The following is a 17,025-nucleotide window of genomic DNA, read 5'->3' on the forward strand; positions in this document are numbered from 1 at the left end:
TTTGATAGCGTTAGTGAGTTATCACCTGAGATAACCATTTTTTGTAGCTCTCACTAAGAGGATGGCACCCCATGGCATTACTGCCAGAAGACGTAGTAAACAAGCGCTTTCAACAGACCAAGTTCCGTGAAGGATATGACCAGGACGAGGTTGACGATTTTCTTGATGAAATCGTCGTTGAATTGCGCCGCTTGGGTGCTGAGAACGAAGACCTACGTTCCAAGCTCGAGGCAGCAGAAGCTCGTCTCGAAGGCGGAGAATCCGCTGCGCCAGCAAAGCCGGTTGCAACCCCTGCCCCCGTTGTTGTCGATGACTCCAGCGCTACAGCAAGCGCTAATGACCTCTTGACCCTTGCTCGTCGTCTGCACGAAGAGCACGTGCGCGAGGGTGTGGAAAAGCGTGACGCACTCATTGCCGAGGGTCATGAGACTGCAACTCGCCTGGTTTCAGAAGCAGAAGCCACCGTCAAGTCGCAACTTTCTGCTCTCGAGGCAGACAAGTCCAAGCTCAAGGGTGAAATCGCAGAGCTTTCCAGCTTCGAAAAGGAATATCGCGAGAAGCTGCGCAGCTACATCTCCAACCAGCTGGTGGAGCTTGATGAGCTCAACACTGCTGGAACCACTCCCAAGAACTAATCGTGGCGGTTAAGCGGCCCGTGTGGGCTGTTCTGACCCTGCTGGGCGTCTGCGCCGTAGTTGTCTACCTTGCGGATCAACTGAGTAAGTTTTGGGTCAAAAACACCCTGCCTGAAGGCGTGAGCAACCCTGTTCTGGGAGATTTCCTTCAGTTTTACTTTGTGAGAAACCCCGGGGCGGCTTTCTCGATTGCGTCGGGCAGTACCTGGATTTTTTCCATCCTTGCCGCCATTGTCACGATTGTCATTATTGTGTTCGCGCGCAAAATTCGCTCTATTGCGTGGGCAGTCGTATTTGGTCTTTTATTGGGTGGCACTCTCGGCAACCTGACTGACCGGCTAACCCAACAAAATGCCGAAGGTGTGGTCGAATTCGGGCACGGCCTCGTTATCGACTTTATTTACACACCCTGGATGATGCCTGCGATTTATAACATCGCAGACATTGCCATCGTTTCCAGCATGTGTTTGCTCGTTATCCTCACTTTCTCTGGAATTCACATTGATGGAACTCGGGATGCTCGGAAAAAGAACACAAACGAGACACCCATAGGTTCAAACCCCACTGTCACATTGCAGGGTGGCCTAACTGGCCAGGGTGGCCTTGGCGACGGCGGAGCAGGTGGAGCTGGTGGAAACTAGGTCCACACCAGTTCCAAACGGGCTTGATGGTGTACGGGTCGATGCAGGTCTTGCCAGACTCTTTGGTTTCTCACGAACTCAAGCGGCAGAAATCGCAGAAGCTGGCGGAGTAGAGCAAAACGGCGTCACTCTGGGTAAATCGGACAAGCTTCGCGCAGAGGCCACTTTGACTGTCTCGTGGGAAGAAAAACGTGGACCTGAAATAGTCCCCATGATGGTTCCTGACTTCTCCATCGTCTATGACGATGACGACATTGTTGTCGTGGATAAGCCTGTCGGAGTTGCCGCACACCCCGCTGCTAGCTGGGATGGACCAACAGTCCTGGGCGCTCTTGCCGCCTCAGGTTTCACCATTTCCACCTCTGGGGCTGCTGAACGAGCAGGAATTGTCCATCGCCTCGATGTCGGTACTTCAGGTTTGATGGTTGTTGCTAAAAGTGAAAAGGCCTACAGCGCGCTCAAACATGCTTTTCATGACCGAGAAGTCAACAAGATCTATCACGCCGTTGTGCAGGGGCATCCAGACCCGTTGGCGGGAACCATCGATGCGCCAATCGGACGCCACCCCCGCTCCGACTGGAAGTTTGCGGTCACCAGTGATGGCAAACATGCAGTGACCCATTACACAACTTTGGAAGCGTTTCCTTTTGCCTCTCTCTTGGAAATCAAACTCGAAACCGGCCGAACCCATCAAATTAGAGTTCACATGGCAGCACAACGGCATCCGTGTGTGGGGGATGCGTTATATGGGGCAGATCCCACTCTCAGCTCACGTTTAGGGCTGAGTAGGCAATGGTTGCATGCCCACAAACTTGGCTTTACTCACCCCTCAACGGGGCAATACGTCGAGTTTGTTTCACCGTATCCCACAGATCTTCAGCATGCGCTTGACATACTGGCAGCAGGCTAACCTTCAACTTCTGCCCCAAGGTTTGAGGCTTCAAAGTTTCCCGGCGTGTCGCTTATGGCTAGTCTGGTACGACACGCCGTAACACGCCCCGTAAATCAAGGAAGTGATCATGCCTGAACTATCCCGCAATAAGCAGGAAGTTCTCATCGTCACCGGAATGTCTGGCGCAGGTCGTTCGACTGTGGCAAATGCCCTTGAAGACCTTGATTGGTACGTCGTCGATAACTTGCCCCCGCAGATGCTCCGCCCCCTGGTTGAACTCGCAGATAAAGCTGGTGAAAACCTTCCTAAGATTGCTGCCGTGGTGGATGTCCGCGGTCGTGATTTCTTCGAAAATCTGCAAGAAATCATTCAGTCCATGCCGGCAGCTACCGTTGTTCGAGTTTTATTCCTGGACGCTACCGATGCGTCTTTGGTCCGTCGTTTTGAGTCTGTGCGTCGGCCACACCCTCTGCAGGGTGATGGCACCATCATTGATGGCATCACAGCTGAGCGTTCCCGGATGACAGCATTGCGTGAGTTCAGCGACATCGTCATAGACACCAGCGATTTAAACATTCACCAGCTCTCCACCCTCATCACTGAACAGTTTGCTCAAGAAGAAACCGCCGGCGTTCGAGTGAATCTGATGAGTTTCGGGTTCAAATACGGAACCCCATCTGATGCTGATCTCATTGCGGATGGCAGATTCTTGCCTAATCCGTTCTGGATTCCTGAGCTACGGGGAAATACCGGCATGGATAAGGACGTCTCGGACTATGTCTTGAGTCAGCCTGGCGCACGCGAGTTCGTTGAAACCTATGCAGCGGCCTTAGCTCCTGTATTGGCGGGCTATCAGCGAGAGAACAAACGCCACGCCACGATCGCTATTGGCTGTACAGGTGGCAAGCACCGTTCGGTCGCGTTGACCGAAGAGCTCGCCAAGCATCTCGAGAAGCTTCCCGGGGTTGTTGTGCGGGTCAAACACCGAGACTTTGGCCGCGAATAGCGGCAATCACCATTACGCGATTTTGAGTAACACAAAGGAATTAGGGGACATGGGCTTAACTGAGAACGTCAAACAAGAACTCATCACTGTGGGCGCTGGGAAGACCAGTGTTCGCACTGCAGAATTGGCGACAATCCTGCGTTTTGCTGGGGGCTTGCACACCATCTCAGGACGAATCGCTGTCGAGGCTGAGTTGGATTCTCAAGAGCTAGCTACACGTGTTCGCAAGGATTTGGCTGAAATTTATGGTGTCCGCTCCGAGGGGCGCCTCACCCCTAGCTCTGGTGGAAAGAATGCACCCAGCTACCTTGTTCGCGTGCTTGATGGGGAAACACTTGCTCGTCAAACAGGTTTGCTCGATGCCCGTCGACGCCCCATTCGTGGTCTTCCAAACAAGCTCACCACAGGCAACTTGGAAGATCTTTCCGCGATTTGGCGTGGAGCTTTCCTTGCGGCCGGATCTCTCACCGACCCAGGTCGTTCCGCTGCACTAGAAATCGTCTGCCCTACGAATGAGTCCGCCATGGCCCTCGTGGGGGCGGCCAACCGTCTTCAGTTTGCTGCCAAAGCTCGTGAAGTCCGCGGAGTGCACCGTGTGGTCATTCGCGAAGATGAGGCAATCTCGTCTGTGCTCACCATCATGGGTGCGACCGAAACAGTCAAGAACTGGGAAGAGTTGCGTCAGCGTCGCGAGGTGCGTGCCACAGCAAACCGCCTCGTCAACTTTGATGACGCGAACCTGCGCCGCTCAGCGCAGGCAGCCGTTGCCGCCTGCGCTCGCGTGGAGCGTGCATTGGAGCTGCTTGGTGAGGATATCCCTGAACACCTCAAATATGCCGGTGAACTTCGCTTGAACTTCCGTGATGCAAGTTTGGATGAGCTAGGTCACCACGCAGACCCACCCATGACAAAGGATGCTGTTGCCGGACGTATTCGTCGACTATTGGCCATGGCTGACAAGCGAGCACAAGAGTTGGGCGTACCCGGAACTGAATCTGCTGTTCCTGAAGATATTGACGCCTAAATTCCCCGAAATAACTTTCCTCATCGGCAATAAAATAGTTGCCGAGACGGTTAACACTAGTAAAACCCCCACCTCACGTTCTAAGGAGAACACCTGTGGCTAACTACACACTGCCCGAACTGGATTACGACTATTCAGCTCTCGCACCACACATCAGTGCAACAATCATGGAGCTGCACCACAGCAAGCATCACAAAGCCTACGTTGACGGCGCAAACACTGCACTAGAAAAGCTTGCAGAAGCTCGTGAGAAGAACGACTTCGCCAACATCAACAAGCTCCAGAAGGACCTCGCATTCCACTTGGGTGGTCACACTAACCACTCCATTTTCTGGAAGAACCTCACCCCAGGTTCTGAAGAGCGCCCCACAGGCGAACTCGCTGCTGCTATTGATGAGTATTTTGGCTCATTCGATGCGTTCAAGGCGCAGTTCAACGCCGTAGCACTTGGCCTCCAGGGCTCAGGCTGGGCATTCTTGGCTTGGGATGCACTGGGCAAAAACCTCATCATTGAGCAGCTGTACGACCAGCAGGGCAACATCGCAGCTGGAACCATTCCTCTGCTGATGCTCGACATGTGGGAGCACGCCTTCTACCTGGATTACAAGAACGTGAAGGGCGACTACGTCACAGCGTTCTGGAACATCATCAACTGGGCAGATGTTTCGGCGCGTTTTGAAGCCGCACGCAAGGGCGCATCCAGCGTCCTGCTATTCTCTTAGTAGTTGACAACGGGCGTCCTCGAAGTATTTAGGGCGCCCGTTTCTACTAATTTTTCCTAGAAATACCCTCCCTCCACCCTCACCACCCTTGGAGCATCACGCTCCCTAACATCACTTGGAGACGAAGTGACTGTCAAAGTTGGAATCAACGGTTTCGGCCGTATCGGACGTAACTATTTCCGTGCTGCACTCGCACAGGGCGCAGACATCGAAATTGTTGCTGTCAACGACCTCACCGACACCAAGGTGCTTGCACACCTGCTGAAGTATGACTCGGTAACTGGTCGCCTGGACGCTGAAGTTTCTCACGACGCCGAGAACATCATCGTCAACGGCAAAAAGATCAAGGTTCTCGCAGAGCGCGACCCCGCAGACCTCGGCTGGGGCAAGCTGGGTGTTGACATCGTCATTGAATCCACTGGTCGCTTCACTGACCGCGCAAACGCGGAAAAGCACATTGCTGCTGGCGCCAAGAAGGTGCTCATCTCCGCACCTCCCACCGGCAATGACATCCCTACCTTTGTGATGGGTGTTAACAACGAGAAGTATGACGCGGCTAACGATCACGTCATTTCGAACGCATCCTGCACCACTAACTGTCTCGCACCTCTCGTGCAGGTATTTGACAAGGAGTTCGGCATCATCACCGGTCTGATGACAACTGTTCACGCGTACACCGCTGACCAGAACCTCCAGGATGGTCCACACTCTGACCTGCGCCGCGCACGCGCTGCAGCAATCAACATCGTTCCTTCCTCCACCGGTGCTGCAAAGACCATCGGTAAGGTTCTGCCCGAGCTCAACGGCAAGCTCGACGGTTTCGCACTTCGCGTACCCGTCCCAACCGGTTCGATCACTGACCTCACCATCCAGGTAGAGAAGCCAGTAACCGAAGATGAGGTCAAGGCTGCATTCAAGGCTGCTGCGGAAGGTCACCTCAAGGGCATACTGAAGTACACCGAGGACGAGATTGTCTCCAGCGATATCGTGACTGACCCTCACTCGTCGATCTTCGACGCTGGTCTGCTGCGTGTTCTGGGTAACCAGGTCAAGATTTCCAGCTGGTACGACAACGAGTGGGGTTACTCCAACCGTCTTGTTGACCTGACTGAGTACGTCGGCGCCAAGCTCTAAAGAAAGTAATTCAATATGGCACTTCGCACCCTCTCTTCACTAGGTTCGCTTGCTGGCAAGCGCGTTTTGGTCCGATGCGACCTCAACGTCCCACTGAAGGATGGCGTGATCACCGACGACGGTCGTATCCGTGCGTCGCTGCCAACATTGAACGCTCTACTCGATCAGGGCGCCCGTGTTGTGGTGATGAGCCACCTCGGGCGTCCTGACGGTTCACCCGAGGCTAAGTACAGCCTCGAACCTGCTGCAATTCGCCTGGGCGAATTGCTCGGCAAGCCCGTGGCTTTTGCCACCGACACCGTCGGGGACTCTGCAAAGGCCACAGTTTCTGCTCTGGCTGATGGCCAGATTGCTGTCCTGGAGAACCTGCGTTTCAACCCAGGGGAGACTTCCAAGGACGAAGCTGAGCGTGGCGCATTCGCTGCTCAGCTTGCCGAGCTCGGTGACGTGCTCGTCTCGGATGGATTCGGTGTAGTACACCGTAAGCAGGCCTCGGTCTATGACCTGGCCAAGCTGGTTCCCAGCGCAGCAGGTCTGCTCATCGAGACCGAACTCGATGTTCTGGACCGCCTGACTGAAAAGCCTGAGCGCCCCTACACAGTCGTTCTCGGCGGTTCTAAGGTTTCAGACAAACTCGGTGTCATTTCTCACCTACTTCCTCGCGTCGACACAATCCTCGTTGGCGGTGGCATGGTCTTCACCTTCCTCGCAGCACAGGGCTACAAGGTCGGTGCCAGCCTGCTCGAGGTTGACCAGCTGGACACTGTCCGCGGTTACATCGCAGATGCCCAAGCACGCGGTGTGAAAATTATTCTTCCCACCGATATTGTGATGGCCAGCAAGTTTGGTGCCGACGCAGAGCACGTTGTTGCTCCAGCAGATGCTCTCGAAGACACCTCCTTCGGTGCAACTGGTATGGGACTCGATATCGGGCCTGAGACCGGTAAAGCATTTGCCGAGCAGATCAAGGCTTCCAAGACAGTGTTCTGGAATGGCCCTGCAGGTGTATTTGAAATTCCCGCCTTCGCCGAAGGCACCCGCGCCATCGCTCAGGCACTGACCGAGGTTGACGGCCTCAGCGTTGTCGGTGGCGGTGACTCAGCAGCAGCTGTGCGCATTCTTGGTTTCGCAGATGACCAGTTCGGTCACATTTCAACCGGTGGTGGAGCTAGCCTCGAATTCCTCGAGGGTAAGCGTCTACCTGGCCTGGAGGTCCTCGGATGGTAAACACTCGTACCCCGCTCATCGCGGGTAACTGGAAGATGAACCTGGATCACCTCCAGGCGATTGCATTCGTTCAGAAGCTGGCATGGACTCTCAAGGACGCCGGACACAAGTACACCGACGTTGAGGTCTCGGTTTTCCCACCGTTCACCGACATTCGTTCGGTGCAGAACCTGGTTGAAGCAGACAAGCTCGACCTCGCATACGGTGCACAGGATGTCTCCATGCACGACTCCGGTGCCTACACCGGCGAGATCCCTGGGGGATTCCTCAAGGCGCTGGGCTGCTCCTACGTCATCATTGGCCACTCTGAGCGTCGCCAGTACCACGGTGAAACTGATGAGATCGTGGGCAACAAGGTCAAGGCTGCTCTCAAGCACGGTGTTGTTCCTGTCCTCTGTGTTGGTGAAACTGAAGCAGAACTCGAAGAGTTCGGCCCCTCTGCTGTTCCTGTCGCACAGCTGAAGAAGGCACTCGAGGGTGTTTCTCAGGATGCTGACATTGTGATTGCTTACGAGCCTGTCTGGGCCATCGGTACTGGCAAGGTTGCAACCGAAGAGCAGGCGGAAGCAGTCTGCGCAGCTATTCGTGTGGCACTCGGTGAAGTTCTCGGTGAAGCTGCAGCGCAGCGCACACGTATTCTTTACGGTGGTTCGGTCAAGGCCAACAACATTGCAGGTTTCATGCGTCAGCCCAACATTGATGGTGCACTCGTCGGTGGTGCAAGCCTTGATGTTGCTGAGTTCTCGAGCATTGCTCGATTCCAGAAGCACGTAATTTAGTCGGGTAGACTTTACACATGCTAATTCTCGAGATTGTTTTGCAGGTACTGCTTGCTATAACCAGCCTGCTCCTCACTCTGCTGATCCTTCTTCACAAGGGTCGCGGTGGAGGTGTCTCAGACATGTTTGGTGGCGGTATGAGCTCAACTCTCGGATCCTCCGGCGTTGCAGAACGCAACCTGAATCGTTTGACCATCATTTTGGGGCTGGTGTGGATTACGTGCATCGTCCTTCTCGGCCTCATTACTAAGTTCCAGGGAGCATAACTATGGCATCTGGCGGTAGTGCAATTCGTGGCTCGCGCGTCGGCGCGGGACCCATGGGCGAACAAGATCACGGTATTCATGCAGAACGTATTGCTATCTCATACTGGGATGCGCTCGGTAACGAGACTGTTCGTTACTTCGCAGCAAATCTTCCCGAGGAAGAAATTCCAGAGATTATTGATTGCCCACAGTCTGGTCTTCCAGCTGGTCGCGACAAGGAAAACCCACCCGAGCTGGCAAAGCTTGAGCCCTACAAGACTCACCTCGCTTATGTGAAGGAACGTCGCACTGAGGAAGAGGCAGAGCAGATTCTTGAAGACGCTCTCCACCAGCTTCGCGTTCGTCGCGGAACGGTGAAGCCCACCAAGTAGTTTCAGATAAAGAACCCCCACTCACATGAGTGGGGGTTCTTTGCATTAATTGAGAACGATTAGGACTATTCCTCTTCGTCAATCAATCGAGAAGCTGCAGCTTCATCAGTGAAGAACACGGTCTCCTCTGTGCCCTCAACGGCGCTCACGGGCGCTTCTGAGGCGCTTTCAGAGGTAAACGCGGCATAGATGGCATCTGCTTTATCAGCACCGGAGGCGACAACCCAGACGTTTTTCGAGTTGTTCAGCGCTGGAAGCGTCAAGCTAATTCGTTCTGCCGGAGGTTTAGGGGAATTGCGCACTGCGATGACAGCGCGGTCATCGACCTCGATACCTTCAAGTCCGGGGAACAAGCTCGCGATGTGAGCATCGGGCCCTACACCTAAGAACGTGATGTCAAACTCAGGAAGCTCAGGCCAGAACTGTGCAAGCTCGTCGTCATAGGCGTCCACTGCTTCATCCAGCGTTAACCCTGCATCAGAAGCAGGCATACGGTGAACATTCTCCGCTGGGATGGGCAAGCGGTGAATCAGAGCAGCTGTTGCTTGGCCCTCGTTGCGGTCGGGGTGGCCTGCAGGGACAAAACGTTCATCCCCCCACCACAGGTGGATTCGTTTCCAATCCAATTTGTGGGTGGGATCAATGTTTTCTAGCAGAGCAATACCGACGGTTCCACCGGTGAGGACGACGTGGACGTTCTCTTGTTGCTGAAGAAGATCTTTAACTGTTTCTTCGAAGATTTCGTCGATGTTGTCTATGAGTTCTTGCTTATCGGCATATGCCTCAAGCGTGGTTTCTTCACTCACGTGGTCACCATTTTGATTTGGGGGAGACCTTCAGTCACAACACGTCCGTAAACCTCATCGGGGTCCAAACGGCGCAGTTCTTCAGCCAAGCAGTCACGCAGGCTACGCAATGGCATAGAGATGTCATGATTGGGCTGATCTGGTTGTTTCAGGCGAGCAGTTGTGGGCTCAACGCGGGTGAGTTCGATGTCACCAGATTTGCGCACCAGGCGAACGCCGTGAATTCCGCGCCAGTTCAATCCAGTGTGAGTGAGGTCACAGGTGACCGGAACTTGAAGTAGGAGTTGCAGCCAGGCTGCAAGCATTTTTGCTGCAGGGAAATCTGGCGTGGACGTGACATGAGCCTCAATGATGGGCTCATACGGTGGCTGGTCCAGCACCGCGGCAAGTTGAGTGCGCCACAGAGTTAGTCGAGTCCAGGCAAAGTCTGCATCACCGGGTGAATAGGTTCTGGACAAATCATTGAGAGCCTGCAGCGGTTCTGATTGAGCGGCAGAGTCGGTGATGCGACACTGTGCAATCTTGCCTAGCGCCGATTCAGAGACTTTCTCTGGTGCTGTTCCAGGCCACCAAGCCACAACAGGAGTGTCAGGGAGGAGAAGACCAGTTACCAAACCTTGTTGGTCAGAACCTACCTTGCCGTATGCGCGGAGCACGATAACTTCGCTGGCACCGGCGTCGCCACCAACGCGAACTTCTGCATCCAAGCGATTCGAAATGGAATGTTCCGGTTCGATTACTGAGAGCACAATGACACGCATGGGGTGCTCACGGGATGCTTCGTTAGCGGCGGCAATGGCAACTTCTTCTTCACCGAGAGTGGTAGAAATCAGGAGAGTGAGAACACGGCCAAGAGCAACCGCACCGCCTTCTTCACGAAGGTTCACGAGTTCTTTGGCAACCTTTGCCGTTGTTGTGTCAGGAAGTTCGAGGATCATGGACGTCTCCAAACACGGCCGTCACGGGCCATCAGTTCATCTGCGGAAGCAGGCCCCCACGTTCCAGGTGCATACTGCTCAGGTTGGCCTTGGGTTGCCCAGAATTCTTCAATGGGGTCAAGAATCTTCCAACTCAATTCCACCTCTTCGTGACGGGGGAATAGTGGCGGTTCTCCCAACAGCACATCCAAAATGAGGCGCTCATATGCTTCAGGACTTGCCTCCGTGAAGGCGTGACCGTAACCAAAGTCCATAGTTACGTCACGGACTTGCATGCCCGCACCTGGGACTTTAGAGCCAAAGCGAATAGTGACACCCTCATCAGGTTGCACTCGAATCACCAAAGCGTTCTGGCCGAGAGCAGAGGTTTGGTGGTCGGCAAACAAGTATTGGGGGGCACGCTTGAACACGACAGCGATTTCTGTCACACGACGACCCAGGCGCTTTCCTGCACGCAGGTAGAAGGGGACACCTGCCCAGCGTCGAGTTCCGATATCGAGCCTCATCGCCGCATAGGTTTCGGTCACGGATTTGGGGTTCATTCCCTCTTCATCGAGGAAGCCGACAACCTCTTCACCACCCTGCCAGCCGCTGGCATACTGACCGCGCGCGGTTGAATGCGCAAGGTTTTCGGGCAAGCGAACAGCAGCAAGAACTTTCTCTTTCTCAGCCCGTAAGTCTTCTGCATTGAAGGAGATAGGTTCTTCCATGGCGGTCAGGGCAAGCAACTGCAAGAGGTGGTTTTGAATGACGTCGCGAGCGGCACCAATACCGTCGTAATAGCCAGCACGACCACCCACGCCAATATCTTCAGCCATGGTGATTTGGACGTGATCGACGTGCTCTGCATTCCACAGTGGCTCAAACAGTTGGTTTGCAAAGCGCAAAGCCAGAATGTTTTGAACTGTTTCCTTACCGAGGTAGTGGTCGATGCGGAAAATAGAATCCGCGGGGAAGACCGATTCCACGACATCATTGAGTTCACGAGCTGTCTTCAGGTCTGAACCAAACGGCTTTTCAATCACGACGCGACGCCACTGGCCCTCAACCTCATCTGCAAGCCCTGCGCGCTTGAGCTGAGAAACAACCTCAGGGAAGGAACGAGGTGGGACGGAGAGATAGAACGCATGGTTTCCCATGGTCCCGCGCTTCTCATCGAGCTCTGCGATGGTTTTTTTTAGACGTTCAAAAGCCTTGTCATCGTTGAATTCACCTTGAACAAAGCGAATACCCTTTGCCAGCTGCTGCCACACGTCTTCACGGAATTCCGTGCGCGCATATTGCTTGACAGAGTCGTGCACTACCTGTGCAAAGTCCTGATCGACCCAGTCGCGACGAGCAAAACCCACCAAAGCAAAACCGGGAGGCAATAATCCTCGGTTTGCGAGGTCATAGACCGCAGGCATGAGCTTCTTGCGCGCTAAGTCCCCAGTAACGCCGAACAGAACAAGACCACAAGGGCCAGCAATGCGGTTGAGTCGGCGGTCTTCGGCAACGCGAAGTGGGTTGTGATCGGCCGTGATGTCAACAGGTGACATGGTTTCCTCTTTAGTTGAAGGCTGCGAACAGGTGTTCGAGTTCAGTGGCGGGGTTCGTCAGTGTGAGAGTGAGTACGGGACGACCATGTTCTGCCAGAACCGCTGCATCACCTGCTGCCTGTGCAGCAATCAATTCTCCAAAGGTAAAGGGGCGCTCAGGAATGACGACATCTCGTGCAGGCTTCTGCAGAATTTGAATGAACACACCAACAGCGGGACCACCCTTGTGGAACTGCCCGGTGGAGTGCAGGAAGCGAGGCCCCCAACCAAAGGTGACAGGACGACCTGCGCGTGCGGCAACTAGATCACGTACACCGTGAACTTCGGGGAAGTTCACGCGGTCAATGTAGGCCTGAATGGAAACATAACCATCACTGGGCAATTGCTTGAGTACAGCGGTAATTGCTTCACGAACAGTTTTAGCATCTCCTAGATCGCCGTGTGCGCGAACCTCGATGCCCTTTTCTGTGAACAGAGGGGCGGTGGGGGCTGGACGGTTATCCAAGAGGGCTCGTGCAGCAACCTTTGCTGACTCCACATCAGGCTGGTCAAAGGGGTTAATGCCCAACAAGCGACCTGCAACAGCGGTTGCATATTCGAAAACAAGGAACATGGCGCCTAAAGTTCCCGAGACCAGGATTTCACCCTCGTGACGGTCGTGCTTGAGCAGGTGGAATTCGTGTGCGTCATCAACTAAACGAAGCACCTGAACATCCTCATAGCCAGCGCTGAGTTCAGGAGAAACAACATCAAGAACAACGGGAAGAATTCCAGTTCCTTCCTTGCCTGTTGATTCAGCGATGAGCTGCTCGGCCCAGTCGGGGAAGCCAACAAGGTGAGTCCCGTCCGTGACCAGAGCAAGTTTGTTTTTCAGGGGAGAAGTTCCCGCAATAGCTGCACCTAAGATCAAACCTGGGTTCTCAGGCTGGTCCACAGCAAGGTCGATGGAGATAGCCTCAGCTTCGTTGAGTAGTTCAGCAATATCCACTCCAGCGAGACCGGAAGGAACAAGACCAAATGCAGTCAGTGCGGAGAATCGTCCACCCACGTTGGGGTCAGCGTTGAAGACACGGTATCCCGCCTCCCGAGCAGACTTATCCAGCGGTGAACCTGGGTCGGTCACAACAATGATGCGCTCGAGTGGGTCAATGCCCACAGCAGCAAAAGCTGCTTCGTAAATTCGCTTCTGGCTATCTGTTTCAACGGTTCCACCAGACTTGCTGGAAATAACCACTGCAGTGGTGTGAAGACGATCAGTAATTGCTGCTTGAATCTGGCCTGGTTCGGTTGAATCCAAAACGGTCAGCTCTGCCTGCATCGTGGCCGTAATGACTTCAGGAGCGAGAGAGGAGCCGCCCATGCCACCCAGGACAATGTGGTTGACACCTTTTTCGCGCAATTCATCGCGTAATGCTTCAATCTCTGCAACGAGAGGGCGAGAGATTGCAACGGATTCCGTCCATCCCAAGCGAATCGCAGATTCAGCTTCAGCTGCAGCACCCCAGAGTGCGGGGTCTTGAGCGGTGATACTCGAAGCAACCATGTCTGAAACGAGCTGAGGGACGTGCTTTTCAACAGCGGCTTCCGCTGCTCCGGATACTTTGATGCGAAAAGACATTTATGCTCCTGCTAGTGCGGTGTTGACTGTCTCGAGGAGTTCGCCCCAGGAGATGATGAATTTTGAAACGCCTTCAGATTCGAGGACATTGGTGACATCCTCGAAGTCAATGCCGACTGTAGCTAGTGCGGCAAAAACAGCCTTCGCATCCGCGTAGTTGGGAGTGATGGTGTCACCGGTGACCACGCCATGGTCGTAGGTGGCATCCAGAGTCTTTTCAGGCATGGTGTTCACGATGCCGGCAGCAACCAGTTCGGTGACATACAAAGTGTCAGGAAGTGCAGGATCCTTCACACCGGTGGAGGCCCAGAGTGGACGCTGAGCATTCGCACCGTCGGCGAGCAGTGAAACTGCCTGAGGAGTATTGAACTGTGCTTCGTAGAGTTCATAAGCCAGGCGAGCATTTGCCAAACCTGCTTTGGACTTGAGTGCAAGGGCTTCTGGAGTGCCAATGGAGTTCAGGCGGTTGTCCACCTCTGTGTCCACGCGGGAAACAAAGAAGGACGCGACAGAGTGAATCTTGGAGAGATCGTGTCCGTTAGCTTTCGCTTTCTCCAGACCGGCAAGGTAGGCCTTGATAACTGCTTCGTAGCGTTCCAGGGAGAAGATCAAAGTTACGTTCACCGAGATACCTGCGCCAATCACGTCAGTGATGGCTTCCAGGCCTGCAAGGGTTGCTGGAATTTTAATCAACGCGTTGGGCTTGTTGACCTTAGCCCACAGACGCTTTGCTTCGTCAACAGTGCCTGGAGCATCGTGAGCAAGTGTGGGAGATACTTCGATAGAAACACGACCATCAACACCGTTGGTTGCATCAAATACCCCCCGGAAGATGTCACAGGCATCTGCAACGTCATCGGTTGTGATCTCAAAGACCGCAGCTTCAGCATCTGCCCCCGCTGAAGCTAGCTGCTTGACTTGAGCTGCATAGCTTTCACCATTAGTGAGGGCGCCAGCAAAAATCGTGGGGTTAGTGGTCACACCCACAACATTCTTTTCAGCAATAAGTGCCTGGAGGTTGCCTGAGGTGATGCGCTCGCGAGAGAGATCATCGAGCCAAATGCTGACGCCGGCTGCGGACAGTTGTGCGGTGGGGGAGTTCGACATGAACCTGGATTCTCCTTGATGGGTGGTCAAATATGAAGTTGTAATAGGGGCCAGAAACGTCGTTCCTGACCCCGTGTGGTTTATTTCTGGGCTGCGAGAGTTTCTTTCGCAGCCTGGACAGCGGCTTCGGTTGTGATGCCGAACTTGGTGAACAAGGTCTTGTAATCTGCGGACGCTCCGAAGTGTTCGATCGAGACGCTACGACCTGTGGAGCCAACAATTTTGTCCCAGGTCAGCGACAGGCCAGCTTCGATGGAGACACGAGCCTTTACCGCTGACGGAAGAACGCTCTCCTGGTAGGCCGCAGTCTGTTCGTAGAACCACTCAAGGCAAGGCACAGACACCACGCGAGCATGGATGCCTTCACTGGCGAGCTGTTCGCGTGCTGCAACAGCGAGCTGAACTTCAGAACCGGTTGCGATGAAGATCACATCTGGCTTGCCGTTTGCTGCGTCAACGAGAATGTATGCGCCCTTCGCGGTTTCACGTGCGTGAGCGAAGGTATCGCCGGTAGCAACGCCCTCTCCGCGGGTGAACACTGGAATGTTCTGACGAGTCAGAGCAATACCTGCAGGCCCGTTGCGACGCTCCAAGATCGTCTTCCAGGCGTAGGCGACTTCGTTCGCATCTGCTGGACGAACCACATCCAACTCAGGAATAGCGCGCAGGGTTGCGAGCTGTTCAATGGGCTGGTGTGTGGGGCCGTCTTCGCCTAGAGCTACGGAGTCGTGAGTCCACACGAAGATGGAAGGCACCTTCATCAGTGCTGCCAGACGCACAGCAGGGCGCATGTAGTCGCTGAAGATGAGGAATGTTCCACCGTAGGCGCGGGTCTTACCGTGCAGGGCGATACCGTTCAGGATTGCGCCCATGGCGTGCTCGCGAATACCGAAGTGAAGGACGCGGCCGTAGTTGTCACCCGTCCACTCATGGGTTGACCACTGTGCTGGAACGAAGGATTTTGCGCCTTCGAGGGTGGTGTTGTTGGACTCGGCGAGATCAGCAGATCCACCCCAGAGCTCAGGGATGACTGGTCCCAGCGCGTTGAGCACCTTGCCGGAAGCAGCACGAGTCGAAACCTCGGTGCCACCTTCAAAGACAGGAAGAGCCGCTTCAACACCATCAGGAAGCTGGCCTGCTTCGAGGCGGTCGAGAAGCTTCTTGTTTTCTGGGTTTGCTGCAGCCCACTCGTCAAAGCTCTTCTGCCATTCAGCACGCTCTGCAGCACCCTTGGCCACAGCCTTGCGGGTGTGCTCGATAACTTCGTCGGCTATCTGGAAGCTCTGTTCGGGGTCGAAACCGAGAACTTCTTTGAGGCCCTTGAGCTCATCTGCGCCCAGTGCAGAACCGTGGATCTTTCCAGTGTTCTGCTTCTTAGGGCTTGGCCAACCAATGATGGTCTTGAGAATGATCAATGAAGGCTTGTCTGTGACTGCCTTGGCTGCCTGGATGGCGTCATTGAGGGCAGCGACGTCTTCAACGTAAACACCGGTTTTCTTCCAGTCCACAGTCTGGACGTGCCAGTCATAGGACTCGTAACGCTTAGCTACGTCCTCGGTGAATGCAATGGTGGTGTCGTCTTCAATCGAGATCTGATTGGAGTCATAGATCGCGATGAGGTTACCTAGCTGTTGGTGACCGGCAAGCGAGGACGCTTCAGCGGTGACACCTTCTTGCAGGTCGCCGTCGCCAGCAATGACATAGACGAAGTGGTCAAAGGGGCTAGTTCCTGGTGCAGCGTTGGGGTCAAATAGACCACGTTCGAAGCGAGAAGCGTAAGCAAAGCCAACAGCAGAAGCGAGGCCTTGTCCTAGTGGACCGGTGGTGATTTCAACACCCTTAGTGTGACCGTATTCAGGGTGGCCAGGGGTTAGTGAACCCCAGGTACGCAAAGCCTTGAGGTCGTCGAGTTCAAGACCGTATCCGTTCAAGTAGAGCTGAACGTACTGAGTGAGAGAAGAGTGTCCCACGGAAAGAATGAAGCGGTCGCGGCCAATCCACTGGTCATCAAGTGGGTCACGACGCATGACCTTGTTCCACAGGAGGTATGCGGCCGGTGCGAGGCTCATGGCGGTTCCGGGGTGACCGTTACCCACCTTCTCGACTGCGTCAGCGGCCAGAACACGCGCGGTGTCAACTGCCTTGTTATCTAAATCGGACCAGTCGAGCTGCGCCATATCTATATCGGCCTTCCATATTCCGTGAGGGAGGTGGGGGAGAAAATTACGATGGCCGGAAAAATAGGCCACACACGCCGAATAACGGCTCCTCTAAGTATAGGCACTGCTGGGCTTACGCCCTCGGGGAACGTGCCAAATGAC

General features: G+C 54.5%; 17 protein-coding genes. 11 read left to right on the forward strand and 6 right to left on the reverse strand.

Annotated elements, in window-relative coordinates:
• The first annotated feature begins 71 nt into the window (after positions 1-71).
• The 11 genes from AUMI_RS02060 to AUMI_RS02110 all read left to right on the forward strand — a co-directional run bounded on the left by AUMI_RS02060 (position 72) and on the right by AUMI_RS02110 (position 8,697).
• Positions 72-635 carry a DivIVA domain-containing protein gene (locus AUMI_RS02060; protein WP_096380765.1) on the forward strand — a complete coding sequence of 188 codons (564 nt, stop codon included), beginning with the start codon at positions 72-74 and terminating at the stop codon, positions 633-635.
• Between the two features lie 2 nt (positions 636-637).
• Positions 638-1,276, forward strand: a complete 639-nt coding sequence (lspA, locus tag AUMI_RS02065) for a signal peptidase II (protein WP_231951802.1) — start codon at positions 638-640, stop codon at positions 1,274-1,276.
• A complete protein-coding gene (locus tag AUMI_RS02070) occupies positions 1,266-2,186 on the forward strand; it encodes an RluA family pseudouridine synthase (protein ID WP_096383399.1) in 921 nt (306 codons plus the stop codon). Before lspA ends, AUMI_RS02070 begins: the two co-directional genes overlap by 11 nt.
• Before the next feature lie 109 nt (positions 2,187-2,295).
• Positions 2,296-3,174, forward strand: coding sequence for an RNase adapter RapZ (rapZ, locus tag AUMI_RS02075; RefSeq protein ID WP_096380769.1), 879 nt, complete (start codon positions 2,296-2,298; stop codon positions 3,172-3,174).
• Between the two features lie 49 nt (positions 3,175-3,223).
• A complete protein-coding gene (gene whiA / locus AUMI_RS02080; RefSeq protein ID WP_096380772.1) occupies positions 3,224-4,198 on the forward strand; it encodes a DNA-binding protein WhiA in 975 nt (324 codons plus the stop codon).
• 95 nt (positions 4,199-4,293) lie between these two features.
• The gene (locus AUMI_RS02085) at positions 4,294-4,920 is read left to right on the forward strand and encodes a superoxide dismutase (protein ID WP_096380773.1); all 627 of its coding nucleotides are present in this window, start codon (positions 4,294-4,296) and stop codon (positions 4,918-4,920) included.
• 126 nt (positions 4,921-5,046) lie between these two features.
• Entirely contained in the window at positions 5,047-6,054 is a 1,008-nt protein-coding gene (gap, locus tag AUMI_RS02090; protein WP_096380776.1) for a type I glyceraldehyde-3-phosphate dehydrogenase, read from the forward strand.
• A 15-nt stretch (positions 6,055-6,069) separates the two neighbouring features.
• Positions 6,070-7,281: a phosphoglycerate kinase gene (locus tag AUMI_RS02095; protein ID WP_096380779.1), complete on the forward strand. Its 1,212-nt coding sequence runs from the start codon at positions 6,070-6,072 to the stop codon at positions 7,279-7,281.
• A complete protein-coding gene (gene tpiA, locus AUMI_RS02100; RefSeq protein ID WP_096380781.1) occupies positions 7,275-8,060 on the forward strand; it encodes a triose-phosphate isomerase in 786 nt (261 codons plus the stop codon). Before AUMI_RS02095 ends, tpiA begins: the two co-directional genes overlap by 7 nt.
• Positions 8,061-8,077: 17 nt before the next feature.
• Positions 8,078-8,326 carry a preprotein translocase subunit SecG gene (secG, locus tag AUMI_RS02105; protein WP_096380784.1) on the forward strand — a complete coding sequence of 83 codons (249 nt, stop codon included), beginning with the start codon at positions 8,078-8,080 and terminating at the stop codon, positions 8,324-8,326.
• 2 nt (positions 8,327-8,328) lie between these two features.
• On the forward strand, positions 8,329-8,697 hold the full coding sequence (locus AUMI_RS02110) for an RNA polymerase-binding protein RbpA (RefSeq protein ID WP_096380787.1): 369 nt from the start codon (positions 8,329-8,331) through the stop codon (positions 8,695-8,697).
• A 65-nt stretch (positions 8,698-8,762) separates the two neighbouring features.
• On the opposite strand, the gene pgl is transcribed toward AUMI_RS02110, so the two are convergent.
• The 6 genes from pgl to tkt all read right to left on the reverse strand — a co-directional run bounded on the left by pgl (position 8,763) and on the right by tkt (position 16,881).
• On the reverse strand, positions 8,763-9,503 hold the full coding sequence (gene pgl, locus AUMI_RS02115; protein ID WP_096380789.1) for a 6-phosphogluconolactonase: 741 nt from the start codon (positions 9,501-9,503) through the stop codon (positions 8,763-8,765).
• Positions 9,500-10,441 (reverse strand): glucose-6-phosphate dehydrogenase assembly protein OpcA, encoded by a 942-nt coding sequence (locus AUMI_RS02120; protein WP_096380792.1) that lies wholly within the window; start codon positions 10,439-10,441, stop codon positions 9,500-9,502. Before AUMI_RS02120 ends, pgl begins: the two co-directional genes overlap by 4 nt.
• Positions 10,438-11,979, reverse strand: coding sequence for a glucose-6-phosphate dehydrogenase (gene zwf / locus AUMI_RS02125; RefSeq protein ID WP_096380793.1), 1,542 nt, complete (start codon positions 11,977-11,979; stop codon positions 10,438-10,440). The genes AUMI_RS02120 and zwf overlap by 4 nt, the downstream gene beginning before the upstream one ends.
• 10 nt (positions 11,980-11,989) lie before the next feature.
• On the reverse strand, positions 11,990-13,597 hold the full coding sequence (locus tag AUMI_RS02130) for a glucose-6-phosphate isomerase (protein WP_096380796.1): 1,608 nt from the start codon (positions 13,595-13,597) through the stop codon (positions 11,990-11,992).
• Entirely contained in the window at positions 13,598-14,704 is a 1,107-nt protein-coding gene (tal, locus tag AUMI_RS02135; protein ID WP_096380798.1) for a transaldolase, read from the reverse strand. It lies immediately after the preceding gene.
• Between the two features lie 80 nt (positions 14,705-14,784).
• Positions 14,785-16,881, reverse strand: coding sequence for a transketolase (gene tkt, locus AUMI_RS02140; RefSeq protein WP_096380800.1), 2,097 nt, complete (start codon positions 16,879-16,881; stop codon positions 14,785-14,787).
• Positions 16,882-17,025 lie beyond the last annotated feature (144 nt).

Origin of the sequence: Aurantimicrobium minutum, assembly GCF_002355535.1 — a bacterium.
Classification (GTDB): Bacteria; Actinomycetota; Actinomycetes; order Actinomycetales; family Microbacteriaceae; genus Aurantimicrobium; species Aurantimicrobium minutum.

Coding starts and splice junctions, on each gene's coding strand:
- AUMI_RS02095 (WP_096380779.1), top strand. CDS start 6,070: ATGGCACTTCGCACCCTCTCTTCACTAGGTTCGCTTGCTGGCAAGCGC.
- rapZ (WP_096380769.1), top strand. CDS start 2,296: ATGCCTGAACTATCCCGCAATAAGCAGGAAGTTCTCATCGTCACCGGA.
- AUMI_RS02120 (WP_096380792.1), bottom strand. CDS start 10,441: ATGATCCTCGAACTTCCTGACACAACAACGGCAAAGGTTGCCAAAGAA.
- AUMI_RS02060 (WP_096380765.1), top strand. CDS start 72: ATGGCATTACTGCCAGAAGACGTAGTAAACAAGCGCTTTCAACAGACC.
- secG (WP_096380784.1), top strand. CDS start 8,078: ATGCTAATTCTCGAGATTGTTTTGCAGGTACTGCTTGCTATAACCAGC.
- tpiA (WP_096380781.1), top strand. CDS start 7,275: ATGGTAAACACTCGTACCCCGCTCATCGCGGGTAACTGGAAGATGAAC.
- tal (WP_096380798.1), bottom strand. CDS start 14,704: ATGTCGAACTCCCCCACCGCACAACTGTCCGCAGCCGGCGTCAGCATT.
- tkt (WP_096380800.1), bottom strand. CDS start 16,881: ATGGCGCAGCTCGACTGGTCCGATTTAGATAACAAGGCAGTTGACACC.
- zwf (WP_096380793.1), bottom strand. CDS start 11,979: ATGTCACCTGTTGACATCACGGCCGATCACAACCCACTTCGCGTTGCC.
- AUMI_RS02110 (WP_096380787.1), top strand. CDS start 8,329: ATGGCATCTGGCGGTAGTGCAATTCGTGGCTCGCGCGTCGGCGCGGGA.
- whiA (WP_096380772.1), top strand. CDS start 3,224: ATGGGCTTAACTGAGAACGTCAAACAAGAACTCATCACTGTGGGCGCT.
- AUMI_RS02130 (WP_096380796.1), bottom strand. CDS start 13,597: ATGTCTTTTCGCATCAAAGTATCCGGAGCAGCGGAAGCCGCTGTTGAA.